The 17,238-nt window shown below is 66.5% G+C and carries 13 protein-coding genes; 10 read left to right on the top strand and 3 right to left on the bottom strand.

Features of this window, described 5'->3' with window-relative positions; all coding sequences use genetic code 11:
• Positions 1 to 16 precede the first annotated feature (16 nt).
• A complete protein-coding gene (locus V6Z91_RS19690) occupies positions 17 to 1,045 on the bottom strand; it encodes a glycosyl hydrolase 53 family protein (RefSeq protein WP_338760002.1) in 1,029 nt (342 codons plus the stop codon).
• A 225-nt stretch (positions 1,046 to 1,270) separates the two neighbouring features.
• Between V6Z91_RS19690 and V6Z91_RS19685 the strand changes: the two genes are divergently transcribed.
• Positions 1,271 to 2,311 carry an acyltransferase gene (locus tag V6Z91_RS19685; protein WP_338760000.1) on the top strand — a complete coding sequence of 347 codons (1,041 nt, stop codon included), beginning with the start codon at positions 1,271 to 1,273 and terminating at the stop codon, positions 2,309 to 2,311.
• Here V6Z91_RS19685 and V6Z91_RS19680 read toward each other — a convergent pair.
• On the bottom strand, positions 2,301 to 4,337 hold the full coding sequence (locus V6Z91_RS19680; RefSeq protein ID WP_338759998.1) for a TonB-dependent receptor: 2,037 nt from the start codon (positions 4,335 to 4,337) through the stop codon (positions 2,301 to 2,303). The two genes, V6Z91_RS19685 and V6Z91_RS19680, sit on opposite strands and share 11 nt — an antisense overlap.
• 401 nt (positions 4,338 to 4,738) lie before the next feature.
• Here V6Z91_RS19680 and V6Z91_RS19675 point away from each other — a divergent pair, with 401 nt between their 5' ends.
• Genes V6Z91_RS19675 through V6Z91_RS19660 form a run of 4 tightly spaced genes read left to right on the top strand, consistent with a single transcriptional unit; the run spans position 4,739 to position 10,375 of the window.
• A complete protein-coding gene (locus tag V6Z91_RS19675; protein ID WP_338759995.1) occupies positions 4,739 to 6,013 on the top strand; it encodes a dicarboxylate/amino acid:cation symporter in 1,275 nt (424 codons plus the stop codon).
• 24 nt (positions 6,014 to 6,037) lie between these two features.
• Positions 6,038 to 7,048, top strand: a complete 1,011-nt coding sequence (locus tag V6Z91_RS19670; protein ID WP_338759993.1) for a porin — start codon at positions 6,038 to 6,040, stop codon at positions 7,046 to 7,048.
• A gap of 35 nt (positions 7,049 to 7,083) precedes the next feature.
• Positions 7,084 to 9,021: an ATP-binding protein gene (locus V6Z91_RS19665; protein ID WP_338759991.1), complete on the top strand. Its 1,938-nt coding sequence runs from the start codon at positions 7,084 to 7,086 to the stop codon at positions 9,019 to 9,021.
• On the top strand, positions 9,014 to 10,375 hold the full coding sequence (locus V6Z91_RS19660; protein ID WP_338759989.1) for a sigma-54 dependent transcriptional regulator: 1,362 nt from the start codon (positions 9,014 to 9,016) through the stop codon (positions 10,373 to 10,375). The genes V6Z91_RS19665 and V6Z91_RS19660 overlap by 8 nt, the downstream gene beginning before the upstream one ends.
• A 131-nt stretch (positions 10,376 to 10,506) precedes the next feature.
• Here V6Z91_RS19660 and V6Z91_RS19655 read toward each other — a convergent pair whose 3' ends face one another.
• Positions 10,507 to 11,766 carry a peptidoglycan-binding domain-containing protein gene (locus V6Z91_RS19655; RefSeq protein ID WP_338759987.1) on the bottom strand — a complete coding sequence of 420 codons (1,260 nt, stop codon included), beginning with the start codon at positions 11,764 to 11,766 and terminating at the stop codon, positions 10,507 to 10,509.
• Positions 11,767 to 12,143: 377 nt separating this feature from the next.
• Between V6Z91_RS19655 and V6Z91_RS19650 the strand changes: the two genes are divergently transcribed.
• From V6Z91_RS19650 to V6Z91_RS19630, 5 genes are read left to right on the top strand one after another with little or no spacing between them, the layout of a single operon-like run.
• The gene (locus V6Z91_RS19650) at positions 12,144 to 13,262 is read left to right on the top strand and encodes a DegT/DnrJ/EryC1/StrS family aminotransferase (RefSeq protein ID WP_338759985.1); all 1,119 of its coding nucleotides are present in this window, start codon (positions 12,144 to 12,146) and stop codon (positions 13,260 to 13,262) included.
• Positions 13,263 to 13,264: 2 nt separating this feature from the next.
• Positions 13,265 to 14,221, top strand: a complete 957-nt coding sequence (locus V6Z91_RS19645) for a glycosyltransferase family 2 protein (RefSeq protein ID WP_338759983.1) — start codon at positions 13,265 to 13,267, stop codon at positions 14,219 to 14,221.
• Positions 14,199 to 15,164 (top strand): WxcM-like domain-containing protein, encoded by a 966-nt coding sequence (locus V6Z91_RS19640; protein WP_338759981.1) that lies wholly within the window; start codon positions 14,199 to 14,201, stop codon positions 15,162 to 15,164. Before V6Z91_RS19645 ends, V6Z91_RS19640 begins: the two co-directional genes overlap by 23 nt.
• A complete protein-coding gene (locus tag V6Z91_RS19635) occupies positions 15,157 to 15,528 on the top strand; it encodes a GtrA family protein (protein WP_338759979.1) in 372 nt (123 codons plus the stop codon). Before V6Z91_RS19640 ends, V6Z91_RS19635 begins: the two co-directional genes overlap by 8 nt.
• On the top strand, positions 15,525 to 17,084 hold the full coding sequence (locus V6Z91_RS19630; RefSeq protein WP_338759977.1) for a glucosyltransferase domain-containing protein: 1,560 nt from the start codon (positions 15,525 to 15,527) through the stop codon (positions 17,082 to 17,084). Before V6Z91_RS19635 ends, V6Z91_RS19630 begins: the two co-directional genes overlap by 4 nt.
• Positions 17,085 to 17,238: the final 154 nt, after the last annotated feature.

Here is a 17,238-nt window from a genome sequence, read left to right as displayed (position 1 = left end):
CCGCCCCGGTTCCGCCCTACTCGGCCAGGAACGCTTCCATCGCCCTGGTCGGCCGGCCATCGTCGCCCCAGGCGCTCAGCGGATACTTGCTCCAGCTGCGCGCGCCCTGCGGCTCCCAGTAGATCACGCCCAGTCCCATATTGCCCGGCACGGCCTTCACCTTGCGCTGCACGGCCACCAGCATGTCGTAGGTGTTTTGCGCCTTGGTGTCCTCGCCGCCCACCTCGACCACCATCACTTCCTTGCCGTAGCGGGCCACCATGTCGTTCAGGTTGCGGCCCAGGTCGTCGATGGACAGCGTGTAGTCCGGGCTGCCGTCCAGCCAGTACGGGTAATAGGACAGGCCGATGACGTCGTATTTCGCGCCATGCGCGCGCGCGGCGTCGAACCACTTGCGAAAGCGCGCATTATCGTTGCCGCGGTCGACGTGCAGGATCACCTTCGACGTGGGGCTGACGGCCTTCACGGCATCGTAGCCGCGGTTGATCAGCTGCGCGAGCTGCGGCCAGTTGTCGGAATGGCCTTCCGGGTAGATCATGCCGGTGGCGGTCTCGTTGCCCACCTGCACCCACTCCGGCGTCACGCCGGCCTGCTTCAGCGCTGTCATCACGTCGTGCGTGTACTGGTACACGTCCTCGAGCAGTTGCGGGAACGGGTGGCCCACCCAGGCCGCCGGCTTGCGCTGCTGCTGCGGGTCGGCCCAGCTGTCGCTGTAGTGGAAGTTGATCATGATGCGCATGCCCTCGCGCTGCGCGCGCACGGCCATGGCCACCGTTTCCTCCTTGCTGTTGTGGCCGCTGGCCCGGTCGTCGGAAGGATTGACCCACGTGCGCAGGCGGATGGTGTCGATGCCGTGCGCCTTCAGGATGGCGATGGCATCCTGCTCTTCTCCCTGCTTGTCGCGGAACTTGTAGCCGGTGGCTTCCATCTGCTGCAGCCAGCCGATGTCGGCGCCCTTGGCGAAGGGCGCGGCCTGCTTGTCCGGCGCCGTGGCGGCGCACGCGCACAAGGCGGCGGCCATCAGCAATGCGATCAGTTTCCTCATTTTCCATCCTGGTTCGTGGCGGCCCGCGGCCGCGCGTGGACCGCATGGTAGACGCATCCGCGCCGTCGGCACCAATCAATTTTTCGGCCGTTGCCATAGCAGTTCCGGTATGCCCAGGCCGGCATCGCGTTGTAAAACCGCCATCCGAAAATTGCCAAAATTACATTTGGTCGGCGTTTTGCCGCATACTCCCGGTAATAACAAGCATTCGACAAGGGGGGCGGCATGGCGGCAGCACGGCAGGAACGGCACAACAATTTCAACCTGCTCCGCCTGGTGCTGGCCCTGTGCGTGATCCTGTCCCACTCGCCCGAACTGACGGACGGCGACAATCACCGCGAACCGCTGATGATGCTGTTCGACTCGATACCGCTCGGTTTCATGGCGGTCGACGCGTTCTTCATGCTGAGCGGGTACCTGATCGTGCAGAGCTGGGATACGGCGCCGCGGGCCGGCGTGTTCCTGAAAAAGCGCATGCTGCGCATCTACCCGGGCTTCCTGGTCGCCAGCGTGGTGTGCGCCCTCGTCGTCGGGCCGCTCGGCGCCGATCCGGCCCGATACTTTGCCGCCTTCGACGTGGGAGCGTTCACGACGGGCGCCCTGCTGCTGCAATCGCCGCAGGTGCCGCCCGTGTTCGCGGGCTCGTTCCTGCCGAAGATTAACCTGTCGATGTGGACCATCGCCTACGAGTTCGCCTGTTATCTCCTCGTGCTCGCCGCCGGCGTGGCCGGGCTGCTGCGCGTGCGCCACGCCTGGCTCGTCCTCACGGCGGCGGTGTTCGCCATCGTCGCGGCGGCGCGCGTGCTGCACTTCGACGCCGAGCTCCTGCGCCTGCCCACCTTTTTCCTGACCGGCGGCTGCTTCTACCTGTACCGCGACCGCATCCGCATGGATGGCAGGCTGGCGCTGGCGGCGGGAATCGCCGTGGTGATCTGCATGTTTTCCTGGAGCGCGTCCGAACTCGCGCTGGCCACGGCGGGCTGCTATGTGCTGATCTACCTGGCCAACAAGCCATCTGCCATGCTTGCCGGGTTCAACCGCCTGCCCGATGTGTCGTACGGAACCTATCTGTACGCATGGCCGATCCAGAAGCTGCTGCTCTGGTACCTCCCCGGCATGTCGCCATGGCTGCTGTTCGCGATCGCCGCGCCCGCCGCGGTGGCGCTGGGGGCCGTGAGCTGGTACGCGATCGAGAAGCCGGCGTTGAAGTGGAAGCAGGCCCGCGCGGTGCCGGCGCTGCCCGTGAAGGAAGGCGTTACATCCTGACGTTGAGCGAGACGAAGGCGGAGCGCCCCGGGCCCGGCGAGAACATCGGCTGCGCCTGCGCGGCGGGCCAGAAGAAATTGTCGTACCAGACATATTCATGGCGGCGGTTCGCCAGGTTGCGCACCTGCACGTCGATGCTCGCGTGTTCCGAGACCCGGTAGCGCACGCTGGCATCGAACAGCACGAAGCCGCCGAACTTGCCCTGCTCGTTCGGGCTGTCGATGAAGTAGTCGCCCTGGGCGCGGCCCTGCAGCCCGAAGCGCAGCTTGTCGGACACGCGGTACTCCGCGCCGGCCGTGGTGATGTACCGGGGCGTGGAAAACACTTCCTTGCCCGCCAGCGAGGCGCCGGAGGCGGTGAAAGCCTTCACCACCTCGGCCTTCTGCAGCGAGTGCGAGGCCCACAGGTCGAGGCGTTGGGCCACGCGTCCGGAGAGTTGCAGGTCCACGCCCTCGCGGCGCGTCTCGCCCAGGCCCACCGTGGTGCCGGTGGCCGGCATATTGGCGACCTCCCCCGTGGCATCCTGGCGCCACACGGCCAGGCGCATCTCGGCGCCCGGCACCGGCTTGAACTTCACGCCCACTTCCTTGCCCGTGTTGATCGATGCGTCGAACGTGGCCTGGCCGGGCGCGAGGTAGGCTGGGGCGCCGGAGCCCGTCAGGACCTGGAAGGTGCGGCCCCAGTTCGCGTACAGGCTCACCGCGGCGGACGGGTTGTAGACCATGCTCAGTTTCGGTTGCTCGATCCAGCCGTAGTCCTGCAGCGGCGCCGCGCCGCCCGCCATCAGCGAGCTGTGGCCGGAGAATTTGTCGGCGCGCCAGCCTGGCACGATCTTCACCGTGGCGGTTGGCCGGATGATGGCCTGCACGTAGGCGCCGACGTTGTCGAAGGTGTAGGTGTCGTCGTTCTGCACCAGGACCGGGGTGCCGAAGTCGGTCGGCATCGCATGGGCGAAGCGTGACCGGCGGTAGCGGTTGTCCTGCTGCTCGGCGTTGACGCCGCCGTCGAGCGTGACCCGCTCGCTCACTCGCCACGTGAGGTTGCCCAGGTAACCCGCCTGGCGTTCGTTCCAGATGCGGCGCTGCCGGGGCGCCGAGCCGGCGGGATTGCTCGTGAAGGTAACGCGCCGGTCGTCGTCGTAGCGGTTGTAGTAGACGCGGTTGCTGAAGAACGCATCGGGGCTGATCTGCCAGTCCAGGTACAGGCTGGCATGCCCCATTTCGCGCTCGCTGCGGTCGTTGGCGTTCTTGGCCGGCGACTGGCGGCGGTCCGCGGCCAGCTCGCCGGCGGTGAGGAAGCCCGGTTCCCCCGCGTCGTGCCGGTAGGCCCGCAGCACCAGGCCGGCCTTCACGGCCTTGCCGGGCGAAGTGACGAACCATTTGCCGCCGAGCGAGTATTTGTCGGAACCGCTGCCCCGGTATTCGTCCGACTTCTGCACCGCCATGAAATAGTTCTGCGCGAAGGAACCCGACTCGCGGCCGATGGCCAGCTGGCCTTCGCGCGTGGCGTAGCTGCCGAGCGTGAGGCGGGCATCCGTGTAGTTCCCGCCCTGGCGCGTGCCGAAGTTGATATTGCCGCCGATATTGTGCAAGCCGTGGCGCGGGTCGTTGGTGCCGCGCACCACCTCGATATAGTCGATCTCCAGCGGGAAGATCATGTCGATGAAGCGCTGGTTGCCGCTGTTGACGTTGCTCGGAATCCCGTCGATCAACACCTTGATGCCGTTGATGTAGCCTTCCCCATTGAAGGCGCGGAACGTGGCCTTGCCCGATTCGGCGCCCATGCGCGTCTCGGTGAGCTGCACGCCGGGCAGCTGCCCGACCAGCTCCCAGCTGTTCATCACGTTCTTGTCCTCGACCTTGTCGGCGCCCAGCACGTCGACGGAGGTCAGCACGCGGTTCGAGAGCAGCGGCCCCGCCGCGCGCTGGGCACTGATGCGCACCTCGCCGATGACGATCGCCGGGTCTTCGGCCTGGGCATGCGGAGCGAACAGCGCCGCCATCGATGCGGCGAACAACGGGGACAAGCTCTTTTTCTTCACTTTCGGCGACCTTTCTGCGGGTGACGGGGCGGCGGATGCGCGGAAGGCAATACCGGCCAGGCAATAATGATAACTCATTCTCATTACTGCGAGCAACATTACCCTGCCTGCCGACACTTCCTGGCTCGCTCCCCGCAGGCAAATCATTGGCGCCGGAGGCCCCCCTGCCCTGACCTTTCGGTTAGTTGCATTTCCCCGCACCCTTCCAAGGCCTTGGAGTCGCCATGGCGGCCCAGTCCAATTGTTCGGACTGCGGCACGTCGACGGCTAAAACTTCCCCAATCAAAACAAGCACTTGGCAATCATTCAAGATTGGCACAGCGCTTGCTATCAAGGAGCCACCCCCGCGGTGGCCCCACCGCGGTTTCTACAATACGGAGACTGCAATGCATAAAAAGCGCCCTCTCACTCTCTACATCCTGATCGCGATGCTGCTCGGCATCGCGGTTGGCTATGCGTGTCACACCGTCTTTCCCGAGAAAGCGATGACCACCGAGATATCCGGCCACATTTCGCTGGTAACCGATATCTTCCTGCGCCTGATCAAGATGATCATCGCGCTGCTGGTCTTCTCCACGCTGACGGTCGGCATTGCAGGCCTTTCCGACGGCAAGTCTGCCGGCCGCATCGGCGCCAAGGCGTTCGGCTGGTTCGTGATTGCTTCGCTCGTGTCCCTGGCGCTGGGCATGGTGCTGTCAAACGTGCTGCAACTGGGCACCAACCTCGGCCTGCCGCTGCCGCCCGTCGATGCCAGCACGGGCCTGAAGACGGCGGCCTTCACGCTGAAGGATTTCATCACCCACGTGGTGCCCAAGTCGCCGATCGAGGCGATGGCCAATAACGAGATCCTGCAGGTGCTGGTGTTCTCGATCTTCTTCGGCTCGGCCCTCGGCGCACTGGGCGAATCGGGCAAGCGGCTGGTGGCCGTGGTGGACGAGCTGGCGCAGGTCATGCTGCGCATGACCGGCACGATCATGAACCTGGCACCGCTGGCCGTGTTCGCGGCCATGGCTTCCGTGATCACCACCAATGGCCTGGGCATCCTCGTCACCTTCGCCAAGTTCATGGGCGGCTTCTACCTGGGCCTGGCCTGCCTGTGGCTGCTGCTGGTGGGCGCCGGCTTCCTGGTGCTGGGCCCGCGCGTGCTGCGCCTGGTCGGCCTGATCCGCGAACCGTTCCTGCTGGCCTTCTCCACCGCCAGCTCGGAAGCCGCCTATCCGAAGCTGCTGGTCGCGCTCGACAAGTTCGGCGTGCAGCGCCGCATCTCCAGCTTCGTGTTGCCGATGGGCTATTCCTTCAACCTCGACGGCTCGATGATGTACTGCACCTTCGCCGTGCTGTTCATCGCGCAGGCCTACGGCATCGACCTGTCGGTGGGCACGCAGATCACCATGCTGCTGCTGCTGATGCTGACCTCGAAAGGCATGGCCGGCGTGCCGCGCGCTTCGCTGGTCGTGATCGCCGCTACTCTTACGCAGTTCAATATTCCCGAGGCCGGCTTGCTGCTGCTGATGGGCGTCGACCAGTTCCTCGACATGGGCCGCTCGGCCACCAATGCCGTCGGCAATGCCGTGGCGACGGCGGTCGTGGCCAAGTGGGAAGGCGCGCTCGACGAGCCGGCCCCTGAAAAAGACAAGCGCGGCAATATCCGCGTCGCATGAGTTCATTACAACAAAGGAGATGACATGAACATCAATACCAATACGACTATCAAGTTTGCAGTGACCACCGCGCTGGCACTGGCCGGCGCCGCCGCCCAGGCGCAATCGCAGGTGCAGGTGTATGGCGTCGTCGATGCCGGCATCGTGGCCGAGTACGGCACGCCCACCGGCACCAACACGTCCGTCAGCGGCGGCATCGGTTATGGCTCGCGGCTGGGCTTCAAGGGTACCGAAGACCTGGGCAACGGCCTGTCCGCCGTGTTCGTGGTCGAAAGCGGTTTTGCGGCCGATACCGGCACGTCGACCCAGGGTGGGCGCCTGTTCGGCCGCCAGGTGTGGGTCGGGCTGAACGGCGCCTTCGGCGCCGTGAGCGTCGGCCGCCAGTATTCGCCCTACTACAAGGCGCTGGCCGACATGGCCGACCCGTTCGAGGATGGCTATGCGGGCCAGGCGATGAACATCATGGCCGGCAACCGCCGCATGGACAACTCGGTGGCGTATCGCACCCCGGCGGTGGCCGGCTTCTCGGCCGAGGTGGCATACGGCGCCGGCGAGGTGGCGGGCGACTCCACCCGCAACCGCGAGATGAGCGGCTCGGTCACGTGGGCGCCGGGCCCGCTGATGGTCATCCTCACGCACCACCGCCGCGACGATGCGCTGCTGCCCGACCATGTCACCAACACCGGCGCCGTGGTGCGCTATACGATCGGCCCGGTGATCGGACGCGCGGCGATCGTGCGCAACCGCGGCCTGGCTGGCGACGACAGCCGCGACGCGCTGCTGGGCCTGACCTACCAGTCCGGTCCGCACCGCGTGATGGCATCCGCCGTCCACCGCGACGACCGCACGGCAGCGCGCCGCGATGCGCGCCAGTTCGGCGTCGGCTACGTGTACTCGCTGTCGAAGCGCACCGACCTGTACACCGCCTACGGCCATATCGACAACGACAACGGCGCCAGCTACAAGGTGGGCAACGCCACCGACGACGGCAACGGCAACGCCGCCTTCAACCTCGGCATGCGCCACGCGTTCTGAGTCGGCCGGCAAGCCGGATTTGCTATAGTGGCCGGATGCATTCCCAGCTGATCGCCGATCCGGCCGGCGAGGGGGCGGCGTCCCAGCCGCCCCCTCGCCCGCCCTTCCCGTCCCGCCTGCCCGCCGCGCCCCCGCGGCGGCGCCGCTTCGCGCGCCTGGCGTGGTGCGCGGCGCTGGCCGGCCTGCTGGCCCTGGCCTGGTCCGCCTACTGGTGGACCGAGCGCGTCAGCACGGAACGGCTGCGCGCCGCCGGCGCCCAGCGCCTCGAGGTATACGCGGCCAGCCTGGAAAACCTGCTCGACAAATACGACTTCCTGCCCCACATGCTGGAGCTGGACGAGAACGTGCTCGGCCTGCTCGAGCACCCGGCCGATCCCGCCCGGCGGCAGGGCGTCAACGACTACCTGGAGCGCCTGTCCAGGCAGGCCGGCTCCCGCATCATCTATATCGTCGACCTGCGGGGACGCACGCTGGCGGCCAGCAACTGGCGCCAGAAGAGCAGCTTCGTGGGCGACGACATCCGCTTCCGCCCCTATTTGCAGAATGCCCTGCGCGGCCACCCGAGCGGCTTCTACGGCGTGGGCACCACGAGCGGCGAGCCGGGTTACTTCTATGCCCGCGGCGTGCACCGCAACGGCCGCATGCTGGGGGTGGCCGTGGTGAAGGTGAACATCGAAGAACAGGAACGCGGCTGGATACAGGGCCCCGAAATGCGCGGGGCTGACAAGGTGATGCTGGCCGACGCCAACGGCGTGGTCTTCCTCTCTTCCGCGCCGGCCTGGAAATACCACACGCTGCGCCCGCTCTCCGCCGCCGTGCGCGCGCAACTGGAGCAGACGCGCCAGTACCACCGCCTGCCCCTGCCGCCGCTGCCGGTGCGCCGCGACGAAACACGGGCCGACGGCACGCACATCATGGCCATCGGCGCCAGTGCCGGCGCCCCGCCCATGCTGGCGCAACAGCGTTCCATGGCGCCGCGCCAGTGGACCTTCATCTACCTGTCCGACCTGAGCCAAGTGCGCGCCAACGCCCGGCTCGCCGTGCTGTTCGCCTGCGTGGCCTACGGCTTCCTGCTGCTGCTCTTCCTGTATGTACGGCAGCGCCTGCGGGCCCGGGAGCAATTGCAGGATGCCTACGACAACCTGGAACTGATGGTGGCCGAACGCACCGCGCGCCTCGAGCGCACCACGCAGCGCCTGATGGACGAGGCGGAAGTGCGGCGCCAGGCCGAGCAGCAGCTGCACCGCACGCAGAACGAGTTGTACCAGGCCGGCAAGATGGCCGTGCTGGGCCAGATGTCTGCCAGCATCACGCATGAATTGAACCAGCCGCTGACGGCGCTGCGCACGATGGCCGACAATGCCGTGCTGCTGTTCGAGCGCGGCCGCGTGGAGGAAGCCCGGCAGAATCTCGCGAAGATTTCGCAGATCGTGGCGCGGATGGGCAGCATCACGGGCAAACTGAAGAGCTTCTCGCGCAAGTCCAATGCCGAGCTGGGACCGGTCTCGATCCACACGGCGATCTCGAACGCCCTGGTGCTCGTGGAGCGCCGCCTGGAACTGGACAAGGTGGCGTTCACGCTCGACATCGGCGAGGGCGACATCTACGCGCTGGGCGACAGCAACCGCCTGGAACAGGTGTTGCTGAACCTGATGACCAATGCGCTCGACGCGCTGGCCACGCTGGAGCGCGGCGCGCCGCGCGCCCTGTCGGTGAGCGCGGGCGAAGCGGCAGGCACGGTGCTCATCCGCGTGGCCGACAACGGCCCGGGCCTGACCGGCGAAGCGCGCGAACGCCTGTTCCAGCCCTTCTTCACCACCAAGCCCCAGGGCGAGGGGCTGGGCCTGGGCCTGGCCATCTCGGAACAGATCGTGCGCGACTTCGGCGGCAGCCTGCGCGCCGAGCCGGCCGCCGCGGGCGCCTCTTTCGTCATCGAACTCAAACCGGCATCAGTGGAAAAACAAGATGGATGAGACGACACTCACTACGATCGAAATCCTGCTCGTCGAGGATGATCCCGCCGTGCGCGAAGGCAGCGCCCAGGCGCTGGACCTGGCCGGCTTCACCGTGCGCGCCTTCGACAGCGCGGAACCGGCACGCGAGCTGCTGCAACCGCACTGCCGCGCCGTGCTGGTGAGCGACGTCCGCCTGCCCGGCATGAGCGGCCTGGAACTGCTGGCCGCGGCGCGCGCCATCGATCCCGAGCTGCCCGTGATCCTCGTCACTGGCCACGGCGACATCGCGATGGCCGTGCAGGCGATGCACGACGGCGCCTACGACTTCATTGAAAAGCCCTACTCGTCCGACCAGCTGGCCGACGTGGTGCGGCGCGCGGCCGACAAGCGCCGCCTGCAGCTGGAAGTGCACGACCTGCGCCGCCGCCTGGAACACAACCAGGGGATCGACGCTGCGCTGCTGGGCAACACGCCCGCCATGCGCGAGCTGCGCCGGCTGGTGCTGGAAGTGGCGAGCCAGCCGGCCGATGTGCTGATCTACGGCGAAACGGGCACCGGCAAGGAACTGGTGGCGCGCTGCCTGCACGACTTCGGCGAACGGGCGCGGCGCCACTACGTGGCCGTCAATTGCGGCGCCATTCCCGAAACGATCTTCGAGAGCGAACTGTTCGGCCACGAGGCGGGCGCGTTCACGGGCGCGGCCAAGCGCCAGGTGGGCAAGATCGAGCACGCATCGGAGGGAACCCTGTTCCTGGACGAGATCGAGAGCTTGCCGCTGGCCATGCAGGTCAAGCTGCTGCGCGTGCTCCAGGAGCGCTATATCGAGCGCCTCGGCTCCGTGCAGCCGCTGCCGGTGGACGTGCGCGTGGTGGCCGCATCCAAGGCGGACCTGAAGGAGCTCGTCGATGCCGGCCAGTTTCGCGCCGACCTGTACTACCGCCTGAACCTGATCGTGCTGCACATTCCGCCGCTGCGCGAGCGGCGCGAGGATATTCCGCTGCTGTTCGAGCACTTCATGCTCGACGCCGCGCGCCGCTACCGCCGCGACGCGCCGCCCGTGCCGGCCGCGTACATGCAGGCGCTGATGCGCCACGACTGGCCGGGCAATGTGCGCGAGCTGCGCAACGCGGCCGACCGCTACGTGCTGGGCCTGGGTGGCGCGGTGCCCGGCATGGCCGCCACGCCGGCCGCTGCCGCGCCGCAGGCGCCGCTGGCGGACCAGGTGAGCGCGTTCGAACGCTCGCTGATCGAGATGGAACTGCGCAATGCCGGCGGCAATGTCAGCGCCGCCTGCACGGTGCTCGGCCTGCCGAAGCAGACCATGTATCACAAGATGCAGAAGTACGGGCTGGTGGCGGAGGATTTCCGCTAGGGAAGCACTGATTTATTGCTGGTGGATGACGCCGCCATGAATAAATCAGCGCTTCCCTAGTGTGACGAGCCGGTTCGGGCCGCCGGGCGGCAGGCGCGGCGGCAAAACCCGGCCCCCGTCGCCTGTCGCCATCAGCGAAGCTCGAGCACGATCGCGTCGGCGAATTCCTCCAGGATCGCAGCGCCCGCGAACGCGCTCTTCAGGATGGGAATGTACTTTGTTCCACCTTCACCGGAGCCCGCGAAGGTTACCCGGCAACCGGGCGCCGCGATCCTGCGGATCGCAGCAATGGTTACTGGCAGGACAGGAGAATCGCGAATGCAGATATCGCTGACCGAGCCGTTTTCAATGCCGGTGCCAACCTCGCTGTCTTCTGTCCAGGGCCTGAAGACCAGGGATTGTCTTGCTCCAAATCCGGAATAATGAAGGTCGGTCGTATAGTCGTCGAAACCCGGCGTTTCCTGGGACCCGAACAGATTGATCTTCCGCCCGGTATTCCTGGGGTTGACGGGCCGTCCCCCATAATCCGCCCGGCTCCCCCGCCGAAAACCGGGTTCGCTGTCCGCCGCCGAAATGAACCGTGAGCCGGGCCGCGTCTTCGTCGGTGGTGGGAACCCGGACGGCGCGGCGATCCTGGGCGCGCGCACTTCGACTGCAAGCGTGGCTGCGGACGTGCCATTGGTGGCATCGACGAAAGCATTACCGGGATGGAATGCGTCCAGGTGAATCCTGAACGGGCTGGCGGGAACGCGCACGGTACCGCCGTCAGCGTAATAAGCTTCGCCGAGCGGCCCGCGCGGAACGGGATTGAGCCGGCTCGCCGGCACGAGACCAGGTTCGTCCGGATCGAAAATGAGGCAAACCTTGGCCTCGCTCGCCCCGACATTCATGCATCTCACCCGGCCGGATATTGCGTTGACGATCTCGATCTTTTCGGTCGTCACGGGCGCCAGCCGCATCCTGGGCAGATTGCCACTTGGGAAAACCGGGAAATCGACATCGATCTTGAAGCCCAGGCGCACGACCGGGCGCCCCATGTATGGCCGCGGCGTGACGGGAAGGATTTGCACCGGCGCGGCAGGCATGCTTTCCCGCGCAAACATTTCGCGATCGAGCGAGGCGATGGTCATCTTGCCGGCGATATTGTCGGGCTGGTGTTGATAGGCACGATTGAGGATGCTGCGCTTTCGCTTGTAGGCAAGGACGGCAGCGGCGGTTCCAGGACCGTATTTTCCATCCGCGTCGATGGCCGCACCGTCCAGCAGGATCAGGGCCAGCTGGATTTTCCGGACATGCTCGCCAGCAGCGCCCGGCACGATGTGGGCAGGGTCGGATACGGCCGCGGCTTCGAGTTTGAGGTCGCCGCGGAAAAGCTGTGATTGGAGCGCCATGGAGATCCTCCCGCCGGAAAACGAGCCAATCCTTGCTGCCCTGTCTTGCGGTTGCCAATATCGCGGCCATGCCGGTCGCTGCCCGAACGGCAATTGGCCGTGGAATTGTGTTCCTTTGCAGCCTGACTTTCAACCGCTATTTTTCCGCTGATTATCCTGGCTCGGCTGGGTGCCGGCGCGGGCAATCGCAACATGCAATGCAACACCTATTATTTATTTGTAACTTCCTGCCGCCGTAACTCTTCCAGCGGTCGTCATAAAACCTTGGCAGATCCGCGACGCTGCACTATGGCAGCATGCTTTTTTGTTTACACCACGAACATTTTTTCGCATAATCAATTGCTAGTTTCCAATTTGTTAATTGATCAGGACGTGCGATGGCGAGCCAGGTTCCCCTGTTTTCTTCGAAGATTGCCAATGAAGGCGTCGACCTGGCCGGTGCACTGAACCGCGTGGTCGACAGTAACTGGTATGTGCTCGGCAGCGAGGTGGCGGCTTTCGAATCCGAATTCGCCGCTTATCTCGGCAGTAAAACCTGCGTTTCGCTGGCCAATGGCACCGATGCGCTGGAAATCGCGCTGCGCTCGCTCGGCATCGGCCCGCGCAAGCGGGTCGCCCTCGTGGCCAATGCCGGCTTCTATGGCAGCACGGCGGTGCATGCCGTCGGCGGCGAGCCCCGTTACGTCGATATCGACGCCGCCACGCTGACCATGTCGCCCGCCGCCCTGCGCGGCGCGCTCGTGGCGGGTATCGACGCGATCATCGTCACCCACCTGTACGGCCAGATGGCCGACATCGAAGCCATCGCTGCCCTGGCCGCCGACTTCCGCGTGCCGCTGATCGAGGATTGCGCGCAGTCGCATGGCGCGATGCGCGACGGCGTGCGCGCCGGCTCGGTCGGCGACATCGGCTGCTTCAGCTTCTACCCGACCAAGAACCTGGGCGCGATCGGCGATGGCGGCGCGCTCGTCACGAACGATGCGGAGCTCGGCGAACGGGCGCGCCGCCTGCGCCAGTATGGCTGGAGCAAGAAATACCACGTGACCGAAGCGGGCGGGCGCAACAGCCGGCTCGACGAACTCCAGGCCGCCGTGCTGCGCGAAAAACTGCCGAAGCTGGACGGTTGGAATGCCCAGCGCCGCGCCATCGCGGCACGCTATGCCGCGGCGTTCGCCGACCTGCCCGTGCAACTGCCGGCGCTTGCCGCGAGTGGCAACGAATATGGAAACGACTACGTCGCCCACCTGTTCGTGATCCGCGTGCAGGACCGCGCCGCCTTCGTTGCCAGCATGGCCGCGGCCGGCATTGCAACCGACATTCACTATCCAGTGCCGGATCACCGACAGTCGGCCTACACGGGCTCGGTCAACGTGTCGCTGCCCGTGACCGAAGCCGCCGCCGGCACCGTTGTCACGCTGCCGTGCTTCCCGGGCCTCGACGACGAGAGTGTCGAGCGCGTGATCGCCGCCGTGCGCGGCCATTTTGCCGGCCGCTGAACATGCTCAGCCTGATTGTTCCTGTCTACAGGAATGAAGAGTCGCTGCCGGACCTGCTGGCCGCGATCGCGGACCTGAACGACAAGGTCGGCGGCGATTTCGAAACGGTGTTCGTCATCGACGGCAGTCCGGACAATTGCTACCTGCTGCTGCGCCAGCAGTTGCCGCGCCAGTCCTTCCGGTCCCAGCTCGTGCTGTTGTCGCGCAATTTCGGCTCGTTCGCGGCGATCCGCATGGGCTTGCAGTTCGCGCGCGGCCAGCGCTTCGCGGTGATGGCGGCCGACCTGCAGGAGCCGCCGGCACTGGTGTTGCAAATGAACGAGATCCTGCGGCGCGACGAGGCCGACGTGGTGGTGGGCGTGCGCGAGGGCCGCAGCGACCCGCTCTTCTCGCGCCTGTCGTCGAACGCGTTCTGGTGGCTGTATCGCCGCTATGTGATGCCGGAGATCCCGCCCGGCGGAGTCGACATGTTCGGCTGCAACCGCGATTTCCGCGACACCCTGCTCACGCTCGAGGAAAGGCATTCCTCGCTGATCGGGCAACTGTTCTGGGTCGGCTACCGCCGCAGCGTGGTCCCGTACACACGGCTGGAGCGCCAGCACGGCAAGTCCGGCTGGACGTTCAGGAAAAAATGGAAGTACCTGATGGACAGCGCGTTCTCGTTCACCGACCTGCCCATCCGCCTGCTGATCCGCGTGGGCGCCCTTGGCACCGCGCTCGTCGGCGCGCTGGCCGTGGTCGTGGTGGTCGCGCGCCTGAACGGGTTGATCCCCGTGCCCGGCTATGCGATGACCATCCTGACGATCGCCCTGCTCGGTTCGATGAACCTGTTCGGCCTGGGCATCGTGGGCGTGTATGCGTGGCGTGCGTATGAAAACACCAAGCAGCGGCCGAACGCCATCCACCGTCAATCTCACGCCTTCGAAGGGGTCGCCCATGCTCACGCACACCAAGCCTGATTACTTCGTCCACGAACGGGCGCTGTGCGAGTCGCCGCGCATCGGCAAGGGCACCCGCGTGTGGGCCTTCGCGCACGTGCTGCCGGAGGCGCAGATCGGCGAGGATTGCAATGTCTGCGACAACGTCTTCATCGAGAACGACGTGCGGATCGGCAACCGCGTGACGATCAAGTGCGGCGTGCAGCTGTGGGATGGCGTCACGCTGGAAGACGATGTGTTCGTGGGGCCGAACGCCACCTTCACGAACGACATTTTCCCGCGCAGTAAACAGTATCCGGAAAAGTTCGACCGCACCGTCATCCGCCGCGGGGCCTCGATCGGCGCGAACGCCACCATCCTGCCGGGCATCACCATCGAGCGCGGCGCGATGATCGGCGCCGGCGCGGTCGTCACCCGCTCGGTGCCGCCGAATGCCATCGTGGTGGGCAACCCGGCCAAGATCGTCGGCTATGTCGATGCCAAGGCGGTGCCCGCCGAGGAGCCCGTGCGCGCGCGCACCGTCGAACCAGACAAGCGCGTCGCCACCACGGCCGTGCGCGGCGTCACGCTGCACCGGCTGAAGGAGGCGGCCGATATCCGCGGCAGCCTGTCGGTCGGCGAATTCGAGAAGGAAATCCCGTTCGCGCCGCTGCGCTACTTCCTCGTGTACGGCGTGCCCACGGCCGAGACGCGCGGCGAGCATGCCCACCGCGAATGCCACCAGTTCATGCTGGCGATCAAGGGTTCCGTGCACGTGGTGGCGTTCGACGGCACCACGCGCGAGGAATTCGTGCTCGATTCCGCCACCACGGGCCTGTACCTGCCGCCGATGACCTGGGGTATCCAGTACAAGTATTCGAGCGACGCGGTGCTGCTCGTCTTTGCCTCGCACCACTACGACAGCGCCGACTACATCCGCAGCTACGACGAATACGTCGAGCTGGCCTCGCGCCCGCATGCGTAAGGGCGGCGGCCTGCGCTTCCTGCTCGCCGGGGGCCTCAATACCGCTGTCACCTACCTCCTGTACCTGGGTTTGCTGCCCGTCGCCGGCTACCAGGCCAGCTATGCGATCGCCTTCGTCACCGGCATCGCCATCAGCTATGTGCTGGGCCGCGTCTTCGTGTTCCAGGCGCACCAGGGCTACCGATCGGTGCTCATGTTGCCGCTGGTGTACCTGGTGCAGTACGCGGTGGGCGCCGCGGTGGTCTGGGCGTGGATCGACGTGCTGCACCAGCATGCCATGCTGGCCCCGGCCATCGCCATCGCGGCCACGCTGCCGCTGACCTACTTCCTGTCCAAGTTAGCGTTCGTTGGAAAGATCCGATGAGTTTCACCGCTTCATGGCTGCGCCGCCAGCACTTTTCCTGGCGCGAGCTGCTGTACCTGGTGCTGGCCGGCGCCCTGGCCAATATCTACTTCCTGGCCAATTACTCGCCCTCGATCGACGATGAAATGGCGGCCGTGCGCACCAGCGGCGAGGTGTGGATCGCGCAGGGCCGCTTCACCACGTATCTCGTGGAGACGCTGCTGTTCCCGCAGCCTTCGCTGCCCTTCAGCCCCTACCTGTTCCTGGCCATCGCGCTGGCGCTGACGCACATGCTGCTGGTACGCGCGCACGGCATGCTGCCCGACTGGCGCACCCACGCCGCGTACTGCCTGTTCGTCACGTATCCGACGTGGTGGCTGATCGGAGAATTCGCCGCCAACGTGCCCGCCACCGGCATCGGCTTCCTGCTGGTCGCCGTGGCACTGGCGCTGCATGCCGAAGGGCCCGCCGACCCGCGGCAACTGGGCTCGCGGCGGGAAGCCGGACGGCTGCTGGCCATCGGCCTGCTGCTGGCCCTGTGCGCCGGCACGTACCAGACCCTGTTGCTGCTGTTCGCCTGCGGCGCGCTGGGCATCGCCCTGCGCCACGCCCTTGACGTGGACGGCACCTTCCCGTGGCGGCGCACGATCGGCCGGCTCGTGTACGCGGGCGCCTGCCTCGTGGCCGGCGCCGTGCTCTACTTCGGGCTGAACAAGCTGGCCCTGGGCGTGTCCGGCGCGCGACCGGAATACATCCGCGGCTTCATCGTCCTCGAGAACTGGAACGCGCCGGTCTGGCTGGTCGGCGCGATCGCCCGGCAGGCATGGGGGATCTATTCCGGCGATGCCGCGCTGTTCGGCGCGGCCATGCCCGCCGCGGCCCTGGCGCTCGTCTGCGCCGCAGTGGCCGTGGCGCTCGCCCGCCCGCGCCTGGCGGTGCTTAACCTGCTGCTGTTCGCAATCCTGCTGGGCACGCCGTTCCTGCTGCACCTGCTGACGGGCCCCGCGGGCCTGCCGCTGCGCGCGATGGTCGCCCTGCCCTACGTCATTTGGCTGTGTGCGCTGCTGGCCTTCCGGTCGCGGCGCGGCCCGCTCCGGGTTGTCGCCCTCGTGGTGTTCGGCCTGTTCCAGCTGCAGATCGTCAACCTCACGTCGCAGTACATCGCCGCGGCCACGATGACGCAGCACCAGGACCGCTTCATGGGGTTCGAGATCGGCCGGCGCATCGCGCTGCTGCGCGGAGCTGAGGATGCCGGCAAGCCGGTGTGGCTGGACGCTTATGGTTACGGCGCGGAAGAACGCACCTCGCGGTTCGCCGCCGCGCCGAACAGCGTGACGCGCGGCTCGTTCTTCGGCTGGGACAAGGGCAATCTGAAGCGCATCACGGCCTACCTGCGTGTGCTGGGGTATGACGATGTACGCGCCGCGCCGCCGGAGGCGCGGCGCGCGCTCACCCGCGAATTCGAACGGATGCCGGTGTGGCCCCACGAAGGGTCGGTGCGGCGCGTGGGGGACTACTACCTGCTCAAGCTGGGGGCGGAGCCGGACGCGGCGCATGCCGGGCCGGCAGGGAACTGACAAAGCCGGCGCGCATCGCCACGACTGGACATGGTGCGGCAAGGGTCGCCCTTGTCCACACCCGGCACATCGGAATAGTGGCCGATACGCCCCTGTGCGAGCCCGGTTCCATCCAGTGCCGATCCGGGTGCCATCGGAGCGTCTGTTCGCCAGC

Source organism: Massilia sp. METH4, assembly GCF_037094685.1.
Taxonomy (GTDB): domain Bacteria; phylum Pseudomonadota; class Gammaproteobacteria; order Burkholderiales; family Burkholderiaceae_D; genus Rugamonas.
The sequence above is the reverse complement of the archived record's forward strand: the minus strand, read 5'-3'. Positions and strand labels throughout refer to the sequence as shown.